At 62.3% G+C, this 21,098-nt stretch carries 15 protein-coding genes; 7 read left to right on the forward strand and 8 right to left on the reverse strand.

What is annotated here, in order from left to right:
• Positions 1–56: 56 nt before the first annotated feature.
• From PXH66_RS08995 to PXH66_RS09005, 3 genes are read right to left on the reverse strand one after another with little or no spacing between them, the layout of a single operon-like run.
• The gene (locus PXH66_RS08995) at positions 57–1,292 is read right to left on the reverse strand and encodes a DegT/DnrJ/EryC1/StrS family aminotransferase (RefSeq protein WP_330929701.1); all 1,236 of its coding nucleotides are present in this window, start codon (positions 1,290–1,292) and stop codon (positions 57–59) included.
• Positions 1,289–2,047 carry a hypothetical protein gene (locus tag PXH66_RS09000; RefSeq protein ID WP_330929702.1) on the reverse strand — a complete coding sequence of 253 codons (759 nt, stop codon included), beginning with the start codon at positions 2,045–2,047 and terminating at the stop codon, positions 1,289–1,291. The genes PXH66_RS08995 and PXH66_RS09000 overlap by 4 nt, the downstream gene beginning before the upstream one ends.
• A complete protein-coding gene (locus PXH66_RS09005; RefSeq protein WP_330929703.1) occupies positions 2,044–2,823 on the reverse strand; it encodes an amidohydrolase family protein in 780 nt (259 codons plus the stop codon). The genes PXH66_RS09000 and PXH66_RS09005 overlap by 4 nt, the downstream gene beginning before the upstream one ends.
• 225 nt (positions 2,824–3,048) lie before the next feature.
• Here PXH66_RS09005 and PXH66_RS09010 point away from each other — a divergent pair, with 225 nt between their 5' ends.
• The 5 genes from PXH66_RS09010 (at position 3,049) to PXH66_RS09030 (ending at position 9,994) form a co-directional block, all read left to right on the forward strand.
• The gene (locus PXH66_RS09010; protein WP_345784030.1) at positions 3,049–3,954 is read left to right on the forward strand and encodes an NAD-dependent epimerase/dehydratase family protein; all 906 of its coding nucleotides are present in this window, start codon (positions 3,049–3,051) and stop codon (positions 3,952–3,954) included.
• Positions 3,941–5,008, forward strand: coding sequence for a dihydrodipicolinate synthase family protein (locus PXH66_RS09015; RefSeq protein ID WP_330929705.1), 1,068 nt, complete (start codon positions 3,941–3,943; stop codon positions 5,006–5,008). Before PXH66_RS09010 ends, PXH66_RS09015 begins: the two co-directional genes overlap by 14 nt.
• A gap of 149 nt (positions 5,009–5,157) precedes the next feature.
• The gene (locus PXH66_RS09020; RefSeq protein ID WP_330929706.1) at positions 5,158–7,116 is read left to right on the forward strand and encodes a CRTAC1 family protein; all 1,959 of its coding nucleotides are present in this window, start codon (positions 5,158–5,160) and stop codon (positions 7,114–7,116) included.
• Positions 7,113–9,473: a sialidase family protein gene (locus tag PXH66_RS09025; protein ID WP_330929707.1), complete on the forward strand. Its 2,361-nt coding sequence runs from the start codon at positions 7,113–7,115 to the stop codon at positions 9,471–9,473. The genes PXH66_RS09020 and PXH66_RS09025 overlap by 4 nt, the downstream gene beginning before the upstream one ends.
• A gap of 71 nt (positions 9,474–9,544) precedes the next feature.
• Positions 9,545–9,994 (forward strand): hypothetical protein, encoded by a 450-nt coding sequence (locus PXH66_RS09030; protein ID WP_330929708.1) that lies wholly within the window; start codon positions 9,545–9,547, stop codon positions 9,992–9,994.
• Positions 9,995–10,140: 146 nt separating this feature from the next.
• On the opposite strand, the gene PXH66_RS09035 is transcribed toward PXH66_RS09030, so the two are convergent.
• From PXH66_RS09035 to PXH66_RS09050, 4 genes are all read right to left on the reverse strand, one after another.
• The gene (locus PXH66_RS09035; RefSeq protein WP_330929709.1) at positions 10,141–11,574 is read right to left on the reverse strand and encodes an enolase-like domain-containing protein; all 1,434 of its coding nucleotides are present in this window, start codon (positions 11,572–11,574) and stop codon (positions 10,141–10,143) included.
• A gap of 18 nt (positions 11,575–11,592) precedes the next feature.
• Positions 11,593–11,829 carry an energy transducer TonB gene (locus tag PXH66_RS09040; RefSeq protein ID WP_330929710.1) on the reverse strand — a complete coding sequence of 79 codons (237 nt, stop codon included), beginning with the start codon at positions 11,827–11,829 and terminating at the stop codon, positions 11,593–11,595.
• A gap of 60 nt (positions 11,830–11,889) precedes the next feature.
• On the reverse strand, positions 11,890–12,789 hold the full coding sequence (locus tag PXH66_RS09045; RefSeq protein ID WP_330929711.1) for a hypothetical protein: 900 nt from the start codon (positions 12,787–12,789) through the stop codon (positions 11,890–11,892).
• Positions 12,790–12,940: 151 nt separating this feature from the next.
• Positions 12,941–15,361 carry a glucosidase family protein gene (locus PXH66_RS09050; protein ID WP_330929712.1) on the reverse strand — a complete coding sequence of 807 codons (2,421 nt, stop codon included), beginning with the start codon at positions 15,359–15,361 and terminating at the stop codon, positions 12,941–12,943.
• Between the two features lie 298 nt (positions 15,362–15,659).
• Between PXH66_RS09050 and PXH66_RS09055 the strand changes: the two genes are divergently transcribed.
• Positions 15,660–16,508: a sugar phosphate isomerase/epimerase family protein gene (locus PXH66_RS09055; RefSeq protein WP_330929713.1), complete on the forward strand. Its 849-nt coding sequence runs from the start codon at positions 15,660–15,662 to the stop codon at positions 16,506–16,508.
• A gap of 47 nt (positions 16,509–16,555) precedes the next feature.
• Positions 16,556–18,505, forward strand: coding sequence for an NHL repeat-containing protein (locus PXH66_RS09060; protein ID WP_330929714.1), 1,950 nt, complete (start codon positions 16,556–16,558; stop codon positions 18,503–18,505).
• 400 nt (positions 18,506–18,905) lie between these two features.
• On the opposite strand, the gene PXH66_RS09065 is transcribed toward PXH66_RS09060, so the two are convergent.
• On the reverse strand, positions 18,906–20,957 hold the full coding sequence (locus PXH66_RS09065) for a glycosyltransferase (RefSeq protein WP_330929715.1): 2,052 nt from the start codon (positions 20,955–20,957) through the stop codon (positions 18,906–18,908).
• Between the last annotated feature and the right edge of the window lie 141 nt (positions 20,958–21,098).

Below are 21,098 nucleotides of genomic sequence, written 5' to 3' on the forward strand. Positions count from 1 at the left end.
GCCCGCTCCGACCGAAATACCGCCTTCGCGTGTTTCGTGTATATTGAGATAAAAAATCAGTTCGCGTAAAAATTGAGCAGCTTGGCAAACGCCGCCGCGACTTGGTCGACATAGGTCTCCGTCAACCCTTCGTGCAGCGTGAGCGTGACGCACCGCGCCAGCAAATCCTCCGCCTGCGGCACCTTCACTTCACGATAGTTCATCGTGGTCATACCGGTGTCACGCAGTGGCCAGGTTCCGGCAAAGAAGTCGTGATTTTGAAACAACGCGTAGTGCGGCACCGGACTCGGAATGTAGGCACCTTCGCTCAACACGCCCTCGGCTTTGAGCGCGGCGACAAACTCATTGCGGCTCACTCGCACGGCGTCGGGCTCCAGCCGTGGCAACATAAACCAAAAGCTCGACGCCGTGTCGGGCGTATCAAACGCGACCGAGATTCCGTCGAGCGCCGCCAGGGCGCGACTCAGCCGCAGCCCGAGGCGACGGCGCGTAGCCACGAGATCGTTGTGTCGTGCCAGTTGCCCGCAGGCGACCGCCGACTGCGGTTCGGTGATGCGATAGTTGGGCGACAACGTGGGCGGATTGCGTCCCCCCGCCACGCGGTCGTAGTGCTTGTCTCCCCACTTGGACAAGCCGTGTCCCAAGTCATCGCGATTGGTGCCCACCATGCCGCCGTCACCGCAGCTCAGGTGCTTGAATTCATTGAAGGAGTAGCAACCGAAGTCACCCTGCAGGCCCACCGGCTGTCCCTGCCAGGTCGCGCCCCAGGCCTGCGCACAATCCTCGATCACCAGCAACTCATGCTTCTGGGCCAACGCCATCACGGCAGTCATGTCACACGGCATGCCCGCCAAATGCACCGGCATGATCGCGCGCGTGCGCGCCGTCACTCGCCGGGCGGCATCCTCGGGGTCGATATTGCCGGTCAACGGATCGACATCGGCAAACACTGGCACCAATTGCTGATACAGGATGCCGATGACCGAACCCATGTCGGTGATCGCCGGCACGATGATTTCGGACCCGGGCGGCAGTTTCAACGCCGCCACGGCGATATGCAGCGCGGCCGTGCCGGAGGAACATGGCATGCAGTGCTCCAGGGGATACAGCGCGGTGAACCGGCGGAGCAGTTCCGTGGTCTGCGGGCCACCCCAATAAAAGAGCGACTCTTGCTCGACCATCGTGGTCAAGCGGGCCAGTTCGAGGCCGCCCCACCGGTGACGTCGACCGGGCGCGGGTTGCACCGTCGGGCTGCCTCCCGCGATGGCTGGTTTGTCGGCTGAAGCGTTCATAACTTGAAAAACTTTCGGGCGTTACCGTCGGCCACCAACCGTCGCATGGTCGCTCCCGCCGGGGATGCCGTGACTTTGTCCACTTGGGCCCGGGTCACATGCAACGGGGTGAGCGAACCAAACATCATGTATTTGCGTTCCATCACCGCGCCGACGACGCCCAGCGTGTCCTCCCACTCCGCGAAGGAGAGATCGGCGGCGAACCGGCCGCTTTGGGGTTTCAATGCCTCGATGTCCCAACGGGTGAGTCCGTGCAACAACACCGCCGGACCGTCAATGGCCTCCAACCAGGCGGCCACTTGTTTAAGCGCGGGTGGTTTGATCTTCAACTGAGCGTGCTCGTGGCGCTCGTCGAGCAGGCGCATGGTCAACACCACCCGCCGCCCGGTCGCCGCAATCGCTTTCGCCGCCTCGCGTGCCGCGGGGCTGTTCAGCCGGTAGGCATGATAGGCCGGCAGCAACCGCACCGCCGGCACGTCGGCCCACGTGTCGATCTCCTCGAGATGAGCCTCCCAACCGGGCGCGCCCGGGTTGAGCACCGGCAGCGCATAGGCCCCGGTTCGACGCGCGAGCTCCGCCTGCAATGCCCGATTGCCGGGCATGGGATCGACCGGCCACACCGTGGCAAACGACGAGACCAGTCCGCCCGCGATGCCGTGCAGTCGCCAGTGTTTCCGCAGCGCCGCAGCGTCGCGCTGAGGCAACGTCGCAAAGGGCCATTCCCCGATCCAGGCATTGGTATCAAACAAGGTCATACACGGCCTCCTTTCGCCAGCAGTTGATTCGCATTTTCAAAGAGCAGGGCGCGTTTGGCCCGGGCGGTGATCGCCGCCCCGGTGATGCGCCCGATCGCGACGGGCAGATCCCGGATCGGGGCATCCGAACCATAGAGCACGCGATGCGCTCCGATTTCCTCCACGGCATATTCGACCAGTCCGGCCTCCGGCGCCGCGCCCGAGGTATCGATGAACAGGTTGTCCAATCCGCGGGCGGCCCGCACCCCGCGGTATCCGCAACCCGTCAGGTGGGCCATGATCACGGTCACGTCCGGCCAGCGCCGGGCCAGTTCGGCGGTGTCTTCGGGATCGGAATGAAAGCGACGTTCCTTGATGTTGGTCTGACTCCACGAGTGCTGCAGCACCGGCACTCCATAATGACGCGCCGCCTCCATCACCGGCTTCATCGCCGCGTCCCGGGCGTTGCAGGAAATCTCCAGCTTCAAGCCCCGAAAGCCCATGCCGCCCACACACCGGTCGACCTCCTCGCGCACCAACTTTTCCCCCAGCAGTGGATTCAAGCCGCATAAGGGTATCCAAAAATCGGAGTCACGTTGCGCGACCATCGCCATTTCGTCGTTGAGCGTGCGCGACTGGGTGGCATCGGGCACCCGGCCGTAGCGCAACACATCGCCCAGCGCCACCATGCGTTCGATGCCGAGCGCGCGCGCTCGTTTTACCTTCGCCGCCGTTTCTCCGGGTTTTGTGCCCTCCCCGAAAAAGATCGGGTGCGTGTGGAAATCAATTATCTTCAATGTTTAAAAATTCGGTTAAACAGGCCAATGAAATTTCATTTACAAGGTTCTGTTATTAAATAACTTGCAGCCCCGTTGGGAACGGCTCGTTTTGGGGCAATGGAGCCAGTTTGCCCAGAGGAAAATGAGTCAATCGATCAATGGTTGGCGCGCCCCCCGCAGTCGGTTGTAGAGGCGGTGAAATATCATTCCGGAGACTACCTTGTTTTGGGGGTAGGCGGCAAAATGGGCACCACGCTCGCACTCATGTTGCGTCAGGCACTCGATGCCGCCCAACGGTCCGCCCGTGTCATCGGCGTATCTCGTTTCAGTCGTCCCGAGGTGCGGGCCGCCCTCGAAGCCGAGGGCATTGTGACCCATGCCTGCGACCTCGCTGATCCGGTGCAAGTCGCGCAACTCCCGCCCGCCGCCAACATCTTCTTTCTCGCCGGTCAAAAGTTCGGCACGTCCGACGCGCCTGAAGCCACGTGGCTGCAAAACACCATCGTGCCCGGCATCGTCGCGCGACACTGCACGGCCGCCCGCACGGTCGTGTTCTCCACCGGTTGCGTTTATCCGTTTGCCGCCGTCGACGGGCCGGGTTGCGACGAGTCAACTCCACTGGCGTGTCAGGGCGAATACGCCAGTTCGTGCGTCGGACGCGAACGGGTGTTCACTTACTACGCCCAACAGCACGCGACTCCGGTCAGTTTCTTTCGTCTCAACTACGCCTGCGAACTGCGCTACGGGGTGCTCGTCGATATCGCCAAACGCGTGCGGTCCGGCGACCCCATCGATCTCACGACCGGTTGGGTCAACCTGATCTGGCAAACGGATGCGGTGGCGGTCGCCATTCGCAGTCTCGAACTCGCCGCCACGCCACCCGTGCCGTTGAACGTCACCAGCAAGGACAAATTTGCCGTTCGCGATATCGCCGCCGCCTTCGGCCGTATCTTCCAGCGTGAACCCGTTTTCGTCGGCACACCGGCACCCACCGCCTGGTTGTCCGACGCCCATGCCTGCACATCTCGCTACGGCGCGCCCGCGCACGATCTCGACTGGATGATCGCGGCCGTGGCCGACTACGTGCAACGCGACGGCAGCACTTTGAACAAACCCACTCATTTCGAAACCCGCGATGGCAACTTCTGACTCGATCGCCGACTTGCGGACCCACCTGCTCGCCGGCCAGGCCATCCCCGCGCATCCGCTGGCACTCGATGCCGACCGCCAGTTATCCGAGCGTCACCAGCGTGCGCTGGCCCGCTACTACGTCGATGCGGGATGCGGCGGTCTGGCCGTGGCGGTCCACTCCACTCAATTTGAAATTCGCGAGCCACGTCACGGCTTGCTCGCGCCGGTGCTTGAACTCGCCAGTCAGACCATTGACGAAAGCCTGGCCGCCGCCCCCCGCCCGTTCATCAAGATCGCCGGCGTGTGCGGGCGCACCGATCAGGCGTGGGGCGAAGCCACGCTTGCCCGCGACTTTGGTTACGACGCCGCCTTGCTCAGTCTGGCCGCCTGGGGGGACGCTCCCGAAGCCTCCATCCTGAAGCACTGCGCCACCATCGCGGCAGAGCTGCCATTGATCGGCTTCTATCTCCAACCCGCCGTGGGCGGGCGCGTTTTCTCGCGCAATTTCTGGGCGCAATTTGCCGCCATCGAACGGGTGTTGGCCATCAAGATCGCTCCGTTCAATCGCTACCAGACGCTCGACGTCGTGCGGGCGGTGATTGATGCCGGACGCGACGACATCGCCCTCTACACCGGCAACGACGACACTATCGTGACCGATCTGCTCTCGCCGTATCCATTCACTCACCACGGCCAGCCCAAGGTGCGCCAGATCATCGGGGGTCTCCTCGGCCATTGGGGCGTGTGGAGCCGCGCCGCCGTGGGATTGCTGGAACACATCAAGTCCGCCCGCGTCGAGCCATCGATTGACCGGTCATGGCTGGCCCGCGCCACCGCGGTAACCGACATGAACGCCGCCGTGTTCGATGCCGCCAACGGGTTTGCCGGGTGCATCCCGGGCATTCTCGAGGTGCTGCGCCGCCAGGGGCTCGTGCCAACCAACCACTGCCTCAATCCCCACGAAACGCTTTCGCCCGGCCAAGCCGAGGAACTCGACCGCGTATCCGCCGCCTATCCCGAATTGATCGACGACAGCTTCGTGGCCGAAAACCTCGACCGCTGGTTGCGTTAATCCCTCGCCGTAAAAATGCCGTCGGCTTCACCCCCCAACCGTAGGAGCGCGCTGGCGCGCGATGATCCCGGTGCGTCGGGGCGCAAAGACCGACACTCTCGCGCTCCCGCCCCGTCGGAATCAGCTCCGGCCCATCGAACCTAATTCACGTGAAGCATCTGCTACCCCTGTTCGTCCTCGCCGCCGCCACCTCGGCGACCTTACCCAACATTTCCGAATCGGTCGGTTTGCCTCCCTTGGACGCCTCTCGATTGTCGACGCCCGATCTCAACGGCGACGGCCATGCCGATCTCGTCGTCCGACTCAACGATCGCAGTCCCACCGCACCGCGGATTTTTCTGTGGACGGTCGATCGCACATCGCCGACCGGCGGTCGTTTCAACGCCACCGCAGACACCACACTTCCCGACATTTCCCCTCGCGACGTGTTGACGTTCGCCGATCTGAATAATGACGGCCATCAGGACGCGATCATCGCTCGCTACCTCGACTACCTGCAACCCGACTTTGTCGCGCCGACCGATGCGCCCACGCGCACCGCCTGGCTCCCGGGTCATGGTGACGGCTCCTTCGCCGCTCCGGTATTGATCGATGCGGCGCCCGCGGCCACCACCGCCGCGATTGCGGTCGGCGACGTCAACGCCGACGGGCTGCCCGATCTGTGGCTGGGCAATTGGTATGAACGCTATTTTTCCGGCTACGAGGGATTTAGCAACGACATGCTGTTACAGTATTCGACCACTGATGACAGCCCTGCCTTCGCTCGCTGGAGTCTGCCCGGTGAATCCGCCCCGCTTGAGCCCGCGACCGACCCCGGGGGGCGCCCCACCTACGGAGCGGCCGTCGCCCGTTTGGATGACAGTGCGTTGCCGCTCCTGATTGAACTCAACTACGGTCGGCGCTGGAATCGTCTGTGGTCTCTGAGTGGTCCGGCGCCGCTTAAAAAGGATCTTACCGCCGATCCCGCTTCCGTCGAAGAGACGCCGGTTCGCCCCGGCGGTGCGCTCGAGTATCGGCGCGACGAAATTGTGCGTCTGTTGCGCGGCGTCGATATCGCTCCCCAAGCCGGGTTTGACGGCGACGCCATCCGGCATGGCAAGCACCCCGTGTGGCTCCAGGAACGCGCCAAGGATGACCCCCGTTTCAAACGCGACGACGAACCGCCCTTCCGCGCCAACGGCAATACCTTCGACGTCGCCGTGGGGGACATCGACAACGATGGCGACTTCGACGTCTTCGTTTCCACCATCATTCACAACTGGGCGGGCGATTCTTCGGATCGTTCCCGATTTCTGGTCAATCGGCTCCGTGAAACCGGCACCCTCACTTTCGACTCTCCACCGCAATTGTCTGTCGACCGCGTCCCCGACGTGGTCACACCCGAGAATCGTAACTTCAACCAAGGCGACATCTTCTGCGAACTGGCCGACTTCGATAACGACGGCCGACTCGACCTCATCATCTGCTCCTCCGACTACAGCGACCCGCCTCCCCACGACGAGCGCCTGCGCATTTTTCTCCAACAACCTGACGGCACGTTTGCCGATCATTCCGCCGAACTCGGCCTCGACCATATTGGCGCCGGGCAACCCGCGGTCCTTGATCTCGATGGCGACGGCGCGCTCGATTTGATTGTTGGACAGTCCTTCAACCGCCTCACCGCCGAACGTCGCCGCGACGCCGGTCTGGCCAATGGCACGTTGTCCGTGGACAGCCCGGAGGACGCCAAGGCCCGCCCGGTCGTGCACGTGTATCACAACGCCCTCGCCGGTGATCGCGCCGGTCTCGTCCTGCGGTTGCGCGGTGATCCCGCGCAACACGTGACCCGCGACGCCTTCGGTGCCATCGTGCGGGCTTCCGTCGACCTCGATGGCGATCCCACCACGCCCGATGTCGTGCTCCATCGTCAACTCCTCGGTCCCGGCGGCCACGCCGGCAAGCGCGGCGACAGCCTCGTCCATTTCGGCTTGGACGCCGCGAGTTCGGTCCGTGATCTGACTATCATCTGGCCCGACGCCGATCGCACCACCAGCAGCCTCGGCGACCTCGCCGCCGGCACCTGGCTGGTCGACCTCGCCACCGGCGCCGTCCCCCAACCTCTGCCATGATACTTCGCCGCCTGCTACTCCTCTCTTTGCTCGCGCTGCCCTTTTCCGCGCACGCTCAGTCCGAGACCCCGTTCCCGGAAGACCTCCTGCGACGCGCCGTCGAGGCGAAACCACCCCGCTGGAAATTTGTGCGGGGCACGCGCTACCGCGAACTCCCGGAAACCTTTGCGATGCAACTCGTCGCGATCGCTGCCCATCGCGCACCGTATCATCGCGTCGGTGACACCACGCTCGCCGCCAGTCTCGCCACCAAACTCCAGTATTTTCTGCGTAGTCCCGGACCCGACGCCGACGGCAACACGCGCGAGCCCGAAGCCCAGGGCGGCATCGGCGGGTGGTCGCACAACGCCGCCGCGCAGGCCCTGTTGATCGCCAAACGCACCCGGCAGGTTTGGGAACTGCTCACGCCCGATGATTGCCATCGTGCCGATGTGCTCATGCACGCCCTCGCCGTCGGCGGTCATTTCACGCACGGCGACGCCAACGACTACCACGTGCTGCTCGACGGTATCAGCTGGTATCACAAAAGCTGGAATCCCAATCACATCGAAGGCTACGCCGGCGTCATGATCGCGGCGGCCGATTATTTTGGTGCAGACGAGCTCAACGACTTCTTCGTCAACTTCGACTACGCCACCTTCCGCGCCGAGTTGGTCGAAGTCGGTTTTCACAACATTCTACAAACGTGGGAAAACGAACCCGCCATGGCCGGGCTGCTCATGAACGGCGGTCCTTATCAACGCGAAGGTCGTCCCCCGGGCAACGGTTCCGGCATTCGCCAACCGTTCACTTACCGCGGGCTCACCTTGCACGAGCCTTGGGCCATCTATCTTACGCAGGCCGATCGCTTGTTTTCCAAAGCCGCTCGCACTCAGGTCGCCTTCTCCAACGAGGAATCGAGTCGATTGTTGCATCATCGCTCCGACGCCACGATCTCGCCCTACGAGGGCCGCATGGGCATGATTTATGAATTCGAAGCCGGCGACAACGGCGGCATGCGCACCAGCTTGGGTTACGCCTACGATTGTGTGATGATTCACCTCGGCACCGCCGCCACTCTTAAAGTCCTGCGCCAATGGCCCGACGACGCCAGCGGTCGGGACATCGAACGACGCATGGCCGTGGGCATGGCGGATCTCATTTTCAAGGCCGAGGAAGGTTACAGCGGCTGGGCCAACGGCAAGGTCAGCGCCAACGACATGGACGACCTCAAAGCCAACGGGGCCGACTATATTTTCGGGCTGTGGCGCGCCCTCTTTCCGCCCCCTGAACCGCTCGCGGAAAACGCCGGCGGCGGGGCGACCATCCTCGGCCATGACGTGCTCTACGCCGACCCGGACGTCTACGCCGCGTGGCCCGCCTTGGTGCGAGCAAGCAACGGCGACCTGCTGGTGACCTTCTGCGCCACCGAAGAACACCTCGCCCCGGATGGCAAAATCGTGCTGATCCGATCCACCGACCACGGCGCCACCTGGTCAGCGCCCATCACGATCTACGACTCACCTCTCGACGACCGTGAAAATGGTCTCACCGTCGCTCCCGATGGCACGCTGGCGTTGCACGTGTGGAGCACCGCGTGGACGGCTCAGGCCTACGCGGATCTGAAACCGGGCTCCTATCCGTCGGACACGTTGGCCCGGTGGACCAATCAAGTAAACACGCCGGCCTACCAAGCCGCCTCCGCCGATCAAGGCAACTGGGTGCTGACCTCCACCGATCACGGTCACACCTGGACCAAGCGCGTCCGCGGCCCCGACTCCGTGCACGGCGGCATTGTCTTGTCCGACGGCACCTGGCTCACCGCCGCCTACCGTCAGGATCAGGGCGACATCAGTATTCACACCGCGGCAACTTCCACGGGTCCGTGGCGTCACACCGCGACGATCGCCACACCCCAGTCCGACACCCTGCGTTTTGGTGAACCCCATGTCGCGCAACAACCCGACGGTCGTATCACCGTGGTGATACGCGGCACGGCGATTCCCTACGACGACCAACGCAACGATCTGTTTTGGTGGACCAGTCACTCCGACGACGGCGGCACGACGTGGTCCGCTCCGCAATCTTCCGGCCGCTGGGGATTCCCACCGCACGTCACCACGTTGCGGGACGGGCGGTTGCTCGCCACCTACGGGTATCGACGTTTCCCCTACGGCGAACGCGCCGCCATCAGCGCCGACGGCGTCGATTGGCAAGCCACGCCGGAGTTCGTGCTCCGGTCCGATGCCCCTGATCACGACCTCGGTTATCCCGTCTCGCTGGAAACCTCCCGCGGCAAAATTCTCACGGTTTACTACCAAAAACCCGCCTCGAACCGACGCCCCGCCATCATGGCCACCCACTGGAACCTGCCGTAAACTTCCGAGTCTCTCTTTTCGCTAAAAGTAGATCTCTGACCATACTGATCCCACTCACCTTCTTCATTCCCGTGTCTGCCCATCCTCTCTTCGTTCCGGTTCGAATTCTTTGTCTCCTCGTCCTGCTCTGTGTCGTGGGTTGTCAGACGACTGCGGACACCCAACGCCCCGAGCTTACCAAACCATTCGCGGTCAGCCGCAATATGGCGGCCGCGGAACTCGTGGCCAACCTGGGCGAGCCCGACCTCAAGCACCCGCTCCACGACTACTCGGTGGAGGCCGAGGTTTGGGTCTACAACCGCACCCTCGCGTCCAAATCCCGCATGGTCCTCACCGGCACCCAATCGACCCGCCTCTGGGATCCCGTCAACAAACGCACCGTCACGGTGGACATGCCGGTTTATCAGCCCGAGAAATCCGCCACGGTTGAGGTCTCCGAAATTCTGATGATTCGCGGCCAGGTCCACTCGTGGAAACGCAAAACGATCAACGATCGAGACGTGGAAGGCCTGTCCCGCTAAAGCGCGTTAATCCCCCGTTCCTGTTCGGCGCGCCGAAACGCTCCATTCCACCGCGCAGTCGTCACGCCCCTGGGAACGCCGAGCTCCAGCTCGGCAAGTTTCTCCAGGATGGAGCCGAGCCGGAGCTCGGCGTTCCCAGAGGTTCCCTAACCCAAATCCGCCCAGCATTCGCCGGCACCGGTCAGCCCCGGATCGGCGGCACCGCCGAAGGCGTTCCGGTTGACCGCATGCAGGTCAATCGTGCCAGCGACAACGTTGACTGCCGGCCATCCGCTCGCGTGCGGGATGTAGAGTTCGGGGTAGTTTAACAGGGCCTGCGTTTGCACCGATTCCGGCCAACCGGAGAGTCCCGCGAAGTAGTGGTGGCCATTGCGTTCGACGCTGACATTGCCGAGAGCGGCCTGCACTGCGAGGTCCTGGGGTAGCGCGATGGGGCCCACGTTGGAAAGATCTTCGGCGCTCATCATCAGCGGTCGGATCGCGCCTGCTTTCTCGCGAGCGGCCAGCAGGCCTCGATTGGCCAGGCCGTGAAACACCCCTTTGCAATTTTTGTGGCTCATGCCGTCGTAGCCGAGGTCAAGCGCGCGGCGCGCATCCGCCGGAGCGCCTCCCGATTCGTCGATCAAGAGCATGGGGCGGTCCGACCAACTCCGCATAGCGTCGCCCACGTCGTCACCGAGCGCTGCGGCGCGCGCCAAGGGTTGCTCCACAAAGAGTAGTCGCGGCCAAAGCTCGTTCAACCCGGGGCGGGACTGGGCCTCGTCCCAAAACGCGCGAAAGGCTGCGATGGTCGCATAGGTCTCGTTGCCATCGAGACTGACGCGGTAGTCGGGGCCACTGTTCTCGGCCACGATCGCCATGATGCGTTCCAAGCGGTTCAGGCTCGCCGTGGCGTCCCCCGACACCTTCACCTTGAAATGTCTGATGCCGTAGCACTGCACCACCTCGCGCAGGCTCACGGGCAATCCATCGTCGGGCGCATCCTCGGCCTCCGTCGCTTCATCATCTTCCAGCGGGTCACCCAATCCGACCGTATGTCGACACGTCACGGTATCCAAGGTCTGCGCGGGCAAAAACGACGACGGCCGCACCCCGTTCAGCTCGGCATGAATCTGGCTGAGGTCGATGCCCAGGCCGTCGCCTCGCAACGCCTCGCCGATCGTCGTGTCATACCGACGGCAATACGCATCGAGTAGCGCTCGCTCGATAAACGTCGCCCCGAAATTGGCCAACAAGGGAGGCATGACATGGGCGGTCGCCCACTCCGCCTGCCGTCGATCCACTTCGTGCATGAAAGCGAACAAGGTCGGGGCTTCGAGACCCTCGGCGTGTTTCCCGGCCTGATGCAGCACCGTGTGCATTGCCGCGATTTCATCCGCCACGTCGCGCTGCGGATCCTTGGTGAACCATTTGGGCGGCAAGTGATCCGCCGACCGACCGATGACACGCTGGCCGTCGATAGTGGCCTCGATTTCGAGCCACACGTGCGGCACCCGCTTCATCACCGCGATGCCATAACGGAAGGGAATCCGGGTGCGCAGTTCGCGGCGGAACCAGCGTTGACGATGCAGAATTATCACCAGCTAACCGGATTCGAACTAGCGAGAACCGGCTTTAAAAAAGCCCGCCGGATTGAACGTGAGCGTGGTAGCGATGGCTTGGCCGTTTTCGACCGCCGGTAGAAACGTCATTTGTTCCACCACCGCCCGCACCTGTTCCGGCACGATCATGTTGCCTTCGTGAATGGCCAACAAATGACCATCGGCGTCGAGATCGACCGCGACGGGAATATCGTAAGCCGCCGACGCCTTGGTTTCGAGAAGCACGGGAGGCACGATTGACCATGCCGGTTGCGCCGGAGCCGATTCAAACCGATGGCGACTCAAGTGATCCATTTACAGGTAGGTTTTCGCTTCCTCCGCAGTCACCTGGTAGTGTTTCTCCGACAAGTTGGTGGGGATTTCTTCGCCCTGCCAAAACAGATGCACCCGCGTGTCTTGAATTTCAAACCCCGGGGGAAATCCCGCCCGCATAAACCGGATCTTCCGGGGAGTCGAATCGATGCGCCCCACCGGACGATAAAAACTGGTATCGTAGATTTCCCCGTCCCGCGTCACTCTCACAATGAAAACGACGTAGGCCTCTGCGATGGGCGTCGGCGAAGAAAGGTTAAACGTAAGCTCCACCGCGTCGAAATTGTCGTTCTCCCCCGGGGAATCCGTCAGACGGTCAAAAACCTTTCCCGTCGCCGTCATCTGATCGATGCCCGCCACCGCGTCCGCAATCATACCTTCCGCAAAGGGGTTGGTGCTCGATTCCACCTTGGTGGCAAACGCAACCGAGGCATCCGGGCTCTCCACGTCCCGCATGGAAATAACCAATGCCGCGTCTCGGGCCTCCTTTTCATGATCCACGTAATCCAACAATGCCTGTTTGGAGCGCATCTGTTTGAGCGCCGGATTCGTGAACGGTGAATTCACCCGCTTTGATTTCAATGCCTCAATCGTAGCCGACGTCGCACTTACTTTTGTCCCCATGCGCCACTGCAAACCGCTGGAATCGCGCAAACGCACCTCTTCACGCGTGGCGTTATCCAGCAGCGCTTTGTCGTTTTCGATTTTCCGGACGTTCACCATCTCGTCATCATGGATCAGAAACAGATCGACGCCCACAAACAGCTCGTGGTCCCGAGCCGGCGCCGGCTGGGAATCCACCACTGGAATAGGATTGGCAATCGCTGCCAGGGTCGAAAACGCAGCGAGAATAAAACAGGTTCCGAAGCGATGAGAGGTCACGAGGCGAAAGGGTTGAGTTGGGGGTAATGGGGCGATCTGATCCGACATCTAAAAGGCAAATCCCGCGCGGTCGAGATTACCATTAATTTTCATAAACATTCATTGGAGGACCCGTCGTCCCGTTTTCCCGAGCCTGGCAGACCCGGCCCGATCAGACTTGGGCGGGTTCCGCCCATCGCCACAGGATGGCTTCGAGTAAACCAAACTGATCAGTCAGCAGGCCTTCGTAGCCGCAGGGAGCATCATCCCACGCTCGCCAATCCACCCCGGACTGATTGCCGCCAAACGTGCTCGCCGTCGCGAACCCGCCACACAGTTGGCGCAACAACTGATCGCCTTCGCGTTGCATGCCCACCGTGTAGAGCGCCATGACCAGACGCCGGGACTGCGAATGGGTGCGACCGCCATTCTGGTAGTAGCCGAATGGATACCCTTGCAGGATGTCGGCGCGATCCTCGTCGGGCACCGGCCACAGATTCAACGGCAGCCCCAGCGCCGGATCGGGCATGCCCACGCGTTCCGCTTCAGCCAGCAACCTCCGGAGCACTGCCCTGCCCTCCGCGACGTCGAGCAACCCTTCCTGAATGGCCGCGCCGTTGACCGGCAAAAACGCGTAGTCGTGCAATCGGTCTTCCCGGCACCGCCAGCCCGCCAACCAACCGGTGGCTTCGTTCCAAAACGCCGGACGATAGGCCGCGTGCAGCTGCTTCCGCCAGGTCTCGAGTTCCTGCCCGAGTTCGTCATCACCAAATCGCGTCACGCCCGTCGCCAATGCGCGCAGCGCGCCATGCAGAATGGCATTGCTCCACGCACATTTCCATCCAAACGACATGACATCCGCCCAGCACGTGCTCCATTGCCCCGTGCCACTCACGCCGGTGCGATACCGACTTTCAATCAAGCCGTCGCCATCGAGATCGCGGGCCCGCGCTTGATCAATCTTGGTGCGGATCACTTGGCGATATTCCCGATACCATCCGGCGGTCGCCGCTTGCGTCAAATAGTCACCGATCCCGCGTAAAGCCGCCGCTCCCGTCATCAAATATTCGTCGTCCGCGGCGTGAAAACGGCCGTTCCGCGACAAAATTCCGGCGGCGTAACCGGGTCCGTCCCACAACCAGCGTTCGATCGAAATCCGCATCAGCTCATCGCCCGTCGGCCCGGCTTCCTGCCCGGCGCGCAAATCAAGACGCGGCAACACCGCCGACCACGTATCCATGCAGATGGGACACAACATCGACACCCCGCTGTTGCTGAGACTGCCGATATCGGCGCGAAACGTCGGCGCCACGTAATAGGTCCGCTCCAACGCCCGCCGCACCACCGCCGGCGTGCCACGCCGCAGGGGTTGCGGCGGACGCACGGGACGCAACGAAAACGTCGCCTCATGTCGCCCGGCCACGAGGCGGTGCCAACCCTCCCGACCAGGCCGTTCGCCGACCTTGAGTTCGACCAGATTGATGCCGTCGTGCCGGCGAGATTCACAGCGCACCGCCGCGGCCTCATCGTCCGAGGTCAGCAGCCACGTGCCAAACCCGGGCGCATTGATCCACACCGGCACACTCATCCCCCCGGTTTCGCCGTCGGTGCGCACGTTGCCCACCGCATGCGAAGCCGCCACGGCATTGCTAAAGCCCATGGTCCACGCCGCGCTGTGCCAGGCCTGTTCCGATCGCTCTCCTTCTCGCACCACCTGCAACGAGAGCCCAGCGGAAGCCACGGTCCACACCATGCGATAGCGTTGTGCCCCAGTCTGCACTTCGTAGGTGACTTTCGGACCTTCCACCGTGACCGAACCGATTTGATCGCAACGCACCGCGGGAGCCATCCGGGGGGGCTCGCCGACCCCATGGAACTGCAGGCCCTGGTCGCACTTGACGGGATTGGTCAGCAAGAGATTTGTCGCAACGCGCGCTGGCTCTTCGCTGCCCAGCCCCAGAAACGAAAACGCGGGCCGATCCAGCCGAAAGCCCACGCCAAAATTCTTCGTGGTAAACCGAACACAGCCGTCTGCGACCCGCGCAGTGATGCCTCGGGGCATTTGATCCAACGTCATCGCCGTCACTGCCAATCGACGCTCAAATCGCGGACCGAGCGGCGCGAGTCGTTCGCCTTCCAACACCAGCGCCCCCGTGGCGAGATTCCATCCCGTCCATCCGCCGTCGATGCCACACCCCCGGAGCTCAATAATTACACCATCGACCACGTGCCCGGGCAGACGGAACCAACGCAGCGCGGTGGTGCGCGGGCGCGACAAACCCGATTTGGACAGCACTTCGGTCCATCGCCCTTCCACGCGAGCCAGCACGCGAAACGCGGTGATCCAGTCGTGATCCAGTCGACTGCCGCACTTATGGAAACCCGGCGCAGGGCGCAGACCAATTCGTTGTAATCTGGCCGGACCATGCAGACGCACCACCCGTTGATGAACTATGCGTTTTTTGGGCATTCCCACTTCGCCGGATCGGCGGGTGGTCCATACCGATCGCGCCGAGTCCAGGCGATTGCCCGTGCTGAGATCGCCCATCGGCGGCTCCAAATCCATTACCTGCAGAAGATCCTCACTAGCCATATGATGCAAAATCTTAAAATTGAGTCAGGGAGTTTAAACGCTCGAGTCTCGGTCGCAACCGTCGTGGACGCGTCGCTTCTCAGAATATCAAACGATGCTCGGGCAATCCATGTATGTTCAGGGTAATTCCATGCATGATCTGGCCGTGGCCGATGCGCGACGTGCTTGCTCCTCCCCGGTGGGAAAAACTTTCATAAATATTCATCGCGACAATCGCGGTCGGGCCATTCGACAATATCACCCGCGAGCGCGTGGCTCCGCCAGCTGCGCGCGACATTTTCACCCCTCCCCTGTGCGTATGAAACTTGGAATTCACGCCTACGCTTGGTGCTCCCAATGGACCAATGACACGCTTGATCTGATCGATCGGGTGGCCGACCTCGGACTCGATTTTATTGAGATCCCGCTCATGTGCCTCGACACGTTTGATGCCGCTGCCATCAAGGCGCGACTCGAGGCCACCGGCCTGGCCGCCGTCACATCCACGGTGCTTTTGGCCGACACCGACATCACCAGTGACGACCCCGCCGTGCGTGCCGCCGGGCAGGCTTATTTACAGGACTGCGTCCGAGCCACCGCGGCCATCGGCGGCACCAGCTTCTCCGGCGTGATCTACTCGCGACATCCCGGCATACTGGCGCAGCGCCCCACCGCCATGCATTGGTCACGCGCTGCTGATGGATTGCGTCCGGCCGCGCGGTTGGCAGGCGAGCTCGGCGTATTGGTCGGCATCGAGCCGGTGAACCGTTACGAAACCTACCTCGTCAATACCTGCGCACAGGCGCGTCAGCTCATGGCGCTGATCGACGAGCCGGCGATGCGCATCCATCTCGACACCTACCACATGAACATCGAGGAAAAGAGCTTTCACGACGCCACCCTGCTCGCCGGAGATGACCTCATTCACTATCACATTTGCGAAAACGACCGCGGTATTCCCGGCACCGGTCAGGTCGATTGGGACGGTATTTTCCGAGCGCTCGCCGCGATCAATTATCAGGGCAACGCCGCGCTGGAGAGTTTCGTCGACAACACCGACAACATGAACACCTGGGTGTGGCGCCAGCTCGCCCCTGACGGGGACACATTGCTCCGGGAGGGCGTGGCCTTCATTCGCGCCAAACAAAAAGAATACGGGCTGTCGTGATGACGCGAAGTCTCGGACTGTGTGGCAGATTTTTCCTGCTAGCCCTCTTGGGAACGCTCGCCTCTCGCGCGGCGGACGTGGGCACGATCGAAGATCTCGGCATCCCCGTGCGCGGCGTCGGTTGGGTGCGACTGCATCCGGGAGTCAGCCCGGACGGCAAGGCGTCGTTGTTGATTTCCATGGGGCAACACAAGGACGGGTGCTTCGTGCTCGATGTCGATTTGGAGACGGGCCACTGCCGCCAATACCGGGTGGGACGGGACGAAGCCGCGCTCGCCTCCAGCAGTTATCGCAGCTCCCGCACCGGCGTGCTCTACGTCGGTTCGGCCTACACCGGTCACTTGCACCGCTACGATCCCGCGCAACCCGAACGCGGCTTGGAAGATCTCGGTCCCGTCGATCCCGCATTGGCAACCTTTCCCACCGGCATCGCCGAGGGACCCGATGGCAAAATCTACGTCGGAGCCTATCCCGGTGCCTGCCTCTCCGTATTTGACCCGACCAGCGACTCATGGACGCGCCATGGTCGCATGGATGACGTCGATAAATACTTCGCTCCGGTCGTGGGCGACGACGGCACCGTGGCGGGAAAAATCCGCAGCACCCACTGGCGGGTGGTCGCGTTCGATCCGACGACCGGAGAGCACCGGCGGGTGGGTCCCTTTGTCGCCGAACCTGCCGTCAATCGGCGCCGTTTTCGACTATTCAAAGGCACCGATGGTCTCGTCTATCTCGATAGTTTCGACGGCGCTTTCCGTATCCAAGGTCTGGACGCGATACCGATTTCAGCCTCCGACCTGCCCGCCGAAATGCCCGGCATCGAATCGCCCAACGCCAACGGTTACCAGGTGCTCGCGTCCCTGCCCGACGGTCGCACCGTCGCGTGGGCCGACCCCGACGACATTGACTATCGGCGCCTGCGGGTGAGCGCCCCCGGTGGCGAGATTCCGGATCGCATCATCACCCTCGATTGGGAGGGCAGCGGTTCCGAACTGTGGACACTGCATTTTGGTCCCGACGACCGACTTTACGGCAGCAGCATGCTCCCCGAACGCTTGTTCGCGATCGACGCCGATGGCTCCAACTCCCTCGACTACGGGCGGATGAGTCTTTCGGTGGGCGAAGGGTATTCGATGACCAACTACGACGGGCTGCTGGCTATCGCGTCCTATCCCAAGTCACGTCTCTCGCTCTATGATCCCGCCCTGCCCTATCAGTTTGGCACGCGGCCCGGATCCAACCCACTCGACATCGGCCGGGTGGACGATGTCGGTGACCGTCCCCACGCCATGATCGCCACCCCTGACGGTAAACTGTGGCTCGCATCGGCCCCGGAATACGGCCTCATCGGCGGCACTCTGACCTGGATCGATCCGCACACCCGCGCCAGCAAGAGTCATCGCAACGTGCTCGCCGATTGCTCGCCATTTTCCCTGCTCTGGCTGCCCGATCGGGAGCAACTGTTGGTCGGATTCATCGTCGAGCCCGGCACCGGCACCATGGCCCGGGCTTCGCGCGGAGGCTTCGCTTTGTGGGATCCAATCACGGATAACGCCACCTACATCGGAGATTTTGGCGACAACGATCTCGCCGGCGTGGTATCGCTGGCTCCCGCCCCCGATGGTTTGGTCTATGCCCTCAGTGGTCGCAATCCACGCTTGGTCGTTCACTACAACGCCGCGCCCGCGCCCACGCGCCTGCTCTTGATTGATCCGGCCACTCGGCGGGTGGTGGACTCGGCCCCGCTTCCCGCCGCGTGGGGCCCCATGCCTTTCGAATCGGCCAACACCTTGCGAATCGACACCGATGGCACGCTTTACGGGGCGACTTCCCAAACCGTCTTTCGTGTTATCCCTGGCACCGTCGAGACCGAACGCATCGCCGTCATGTCCACCGGCGACGCCACCGTGATTGGCCCAGTGCGGGACGGATGGCTGTATTACGCGTCCGTATATCGCCTGCGGCGCATGAAGATCACCGCCGCCGTTTCGCCATGAAAACGCCCTCCGTAGCAGTCGATTTAATCAGCGGCCAACCGCAATCCGCGCGAATCCGTGGACGGGATTTCCCGGCCGGTTGACGCACTATGCCGGGACCCTCGCCACTGGCTGACAGTTGGACTTTGCCTCAGCGAGCACCGCGCCCGTGCTTGTCCTTTTCCAGACTACGCAACGGGGGTTACCAACGGCCCAGTTTTTTGGGTTTCACCGGCTTTTCCGCCGGAGTCTCGGCCGCGGGCAAATCAACTTGTTTGGTTCCGGACGTGATAAACGGCTGCTTGTTTTTGAAACGTTGCAGGTTTCGCTGGTCCTTCGTCGTCGGTAAAAATTTGGCACCCATGTCACGCACCCCGGCTGAAACACCGCCCCGCCGCAATCAGAATCAGCCATCGCCGGATCACCTTCGCAGTCGGGTGAGCCCACTCGAAACCGCTTCAGGCTCGCTCCCCCGGGATGTTTTCATCGGTTGCAGAATTTCGTTCAGCGCTTGGGCAAAGCCCTGCGGATGACAATCGCGTTCCACCGCCCGCAGACCGTGCTCCTGCGCACGGCTCCACGCCGCTTCATCGGTGAATAAGTTGACGATGTGATGGGCAAAATCGTGCGCGGTGGCCGCGGCCTGCACCGTCCCGTTTTCCCGCCAACCGATCAAGTCCGCCACCAGTGGAGTGGTAACCACCGGCACCCCGTAAGCGGCCGCTTCCATCACTTTCTGGGAAATACCGCTGGCGTAGCGTATCGGAGCGATGAATACCCGCGCGCTGCCATAAATGGACGTCAGGTCCTCGACTTCGCCCATAAATTCGACCTCGGGGGCGTGGCGGAGCCAGCGGGTTCGACACGTCCCATCAACCCTGCCGACTACCTTGAGGTGCAAGCGGGCGCGGTCGATTCGGTCGCGAAGCAGGGGCAGCACATGGTTCAAAAACCACGTAAACCCTTCCGCGTTGGGACTGCCGACCACCAACGGACCGACGAAGAGAATATGATACCGCGAGCTGAACCGCAACGCCCCCCGGAACGCCCGGATTGCGTGCCCCAAAACCGCGACCGTCTCCACGCCGTGCGAGCGAAAAACTTCCGCTTCCCCCGCGCTTACGGCCACCACTCGATCCGCCTTTTGAGCCAGATCGAGTTCCCGGGTCAGTGTCCAGGTATTTGCGGCGGGAGACATGGTCGGTTCGATCAATTTCGCATAGCGTTCCGCCCGTAGTGCCGCGATGGCCTCTGCATCGTAGATCAATTCCAGCTCGTCCAGTAGTTCCGGCTGCAGGTCTCGAATCGTGAGCAAAGTTTCAAGGTTTTGCGGACGGCTCACCCAAATGGCATCAAAATCCCGGTAACACCGATCCAAAATCCAAATCAACGCCAACTCCAACTCGCGATCCATGACATTGCATTCTGATTCCATGGACCCGCCCCCCAGGTATTCAACTTCCGGCGGAAGATCCGATGCGCGTGCTTCCCAAGCCGACGTCCTTCGATGCAAGGGATAGAATGAGATTGCGTGTCCCGCGTGCACCATTGCTTCCATGATCCTGATCATGCGGGGATGGCCGGCGCCACGTATCCGCCGCGGAAGTTCATCATCGAGAAACAGTATCCTCCGGCCCCCCGGACGGAGACGTTGTCGCGCTCGTGGTTCCGAGCTGCCGGGAGCGGGTTGATGACTGAGGAACCGAGTATGCTTCGCGACGAGAATGCGGTGATTTCGGCGCTGTAGTGCGAAGGCTCGATCCTGCGAAACGGAGGTGCCGAACTCGTAGTGGTCCACCACGGCGGAGGGCTCATAAACGATGCGGCAGCCGCGTGCCCACAATCGCACGCAGAGATCCACATCCTCCGCATAGGCCGGCGCATAGTTCTCATCCATGCCTCCCAGTTCGCGAAAGGTTCGGGTGCGCAGCGCCAGCAGAACCCCGGAACAAAAGTCGACATCGCGCCGAAAATTCACTTCCCCCGCCTCCTCCGACTTGTCGCGTCCATAGCCAGTGCAATGGCCATCCGCCCACAAAATACAACCGGCCTCCTGAACGCGCCCGTGCAACAAGACCACTTTGCCTCCCACCGCGCCCACGTCGGGCGAAGCAAACAACGTTTCCGCCAATGCCCTCAAACAACCGGGCCGCACCATCGCGTCATTGTTGAGCAGAACGGTCCCTGGAGTATCGACCCACGCCAAGGCTTGATTCACCGCCGGACCGAATCCTCGATTCGTGCGGTTGCGCACGATTCGCGCGCCAAAAAGCCGACTCAACAGCCAACGTGTGGGCCAGCCACCACCGTTGTCGACCAAGATGATCCGCAGAGGAATCGAGTCGTCCGCCGCTAAAGCTTTCAGCGCCGTCAGGCTCAGGTGAGCCCGCCCACAGAGCACCATGATGACGGTAACTTCCGCCGTTTTCCGACGCGCAAATCGCAGTTGCTGGCCGGTAACCAGAAATAGCATCAGCTGCCCGAAACTCCGAAGCTCGAAGCGGGTTTTCGTGGCCGAAGGGCTGCGAGCGGAATCCATGGACAGCGAGCAGGCAATGCTCCCCGTCCAGGACAATCAACTCCGCTCAACCCGCCAGTTGCGCGAAAATTAAAA

Origin of the sequence: Synoicihabitans lomoniglobus (assembly GCF_029023725.1) — a bacterium.
GTDB lineage: Bacteria > Verrucomicrobiota > Verrucomicrobiia > Opitutales > Opitutaceae > Actomonas > Actomonas lomonigloba.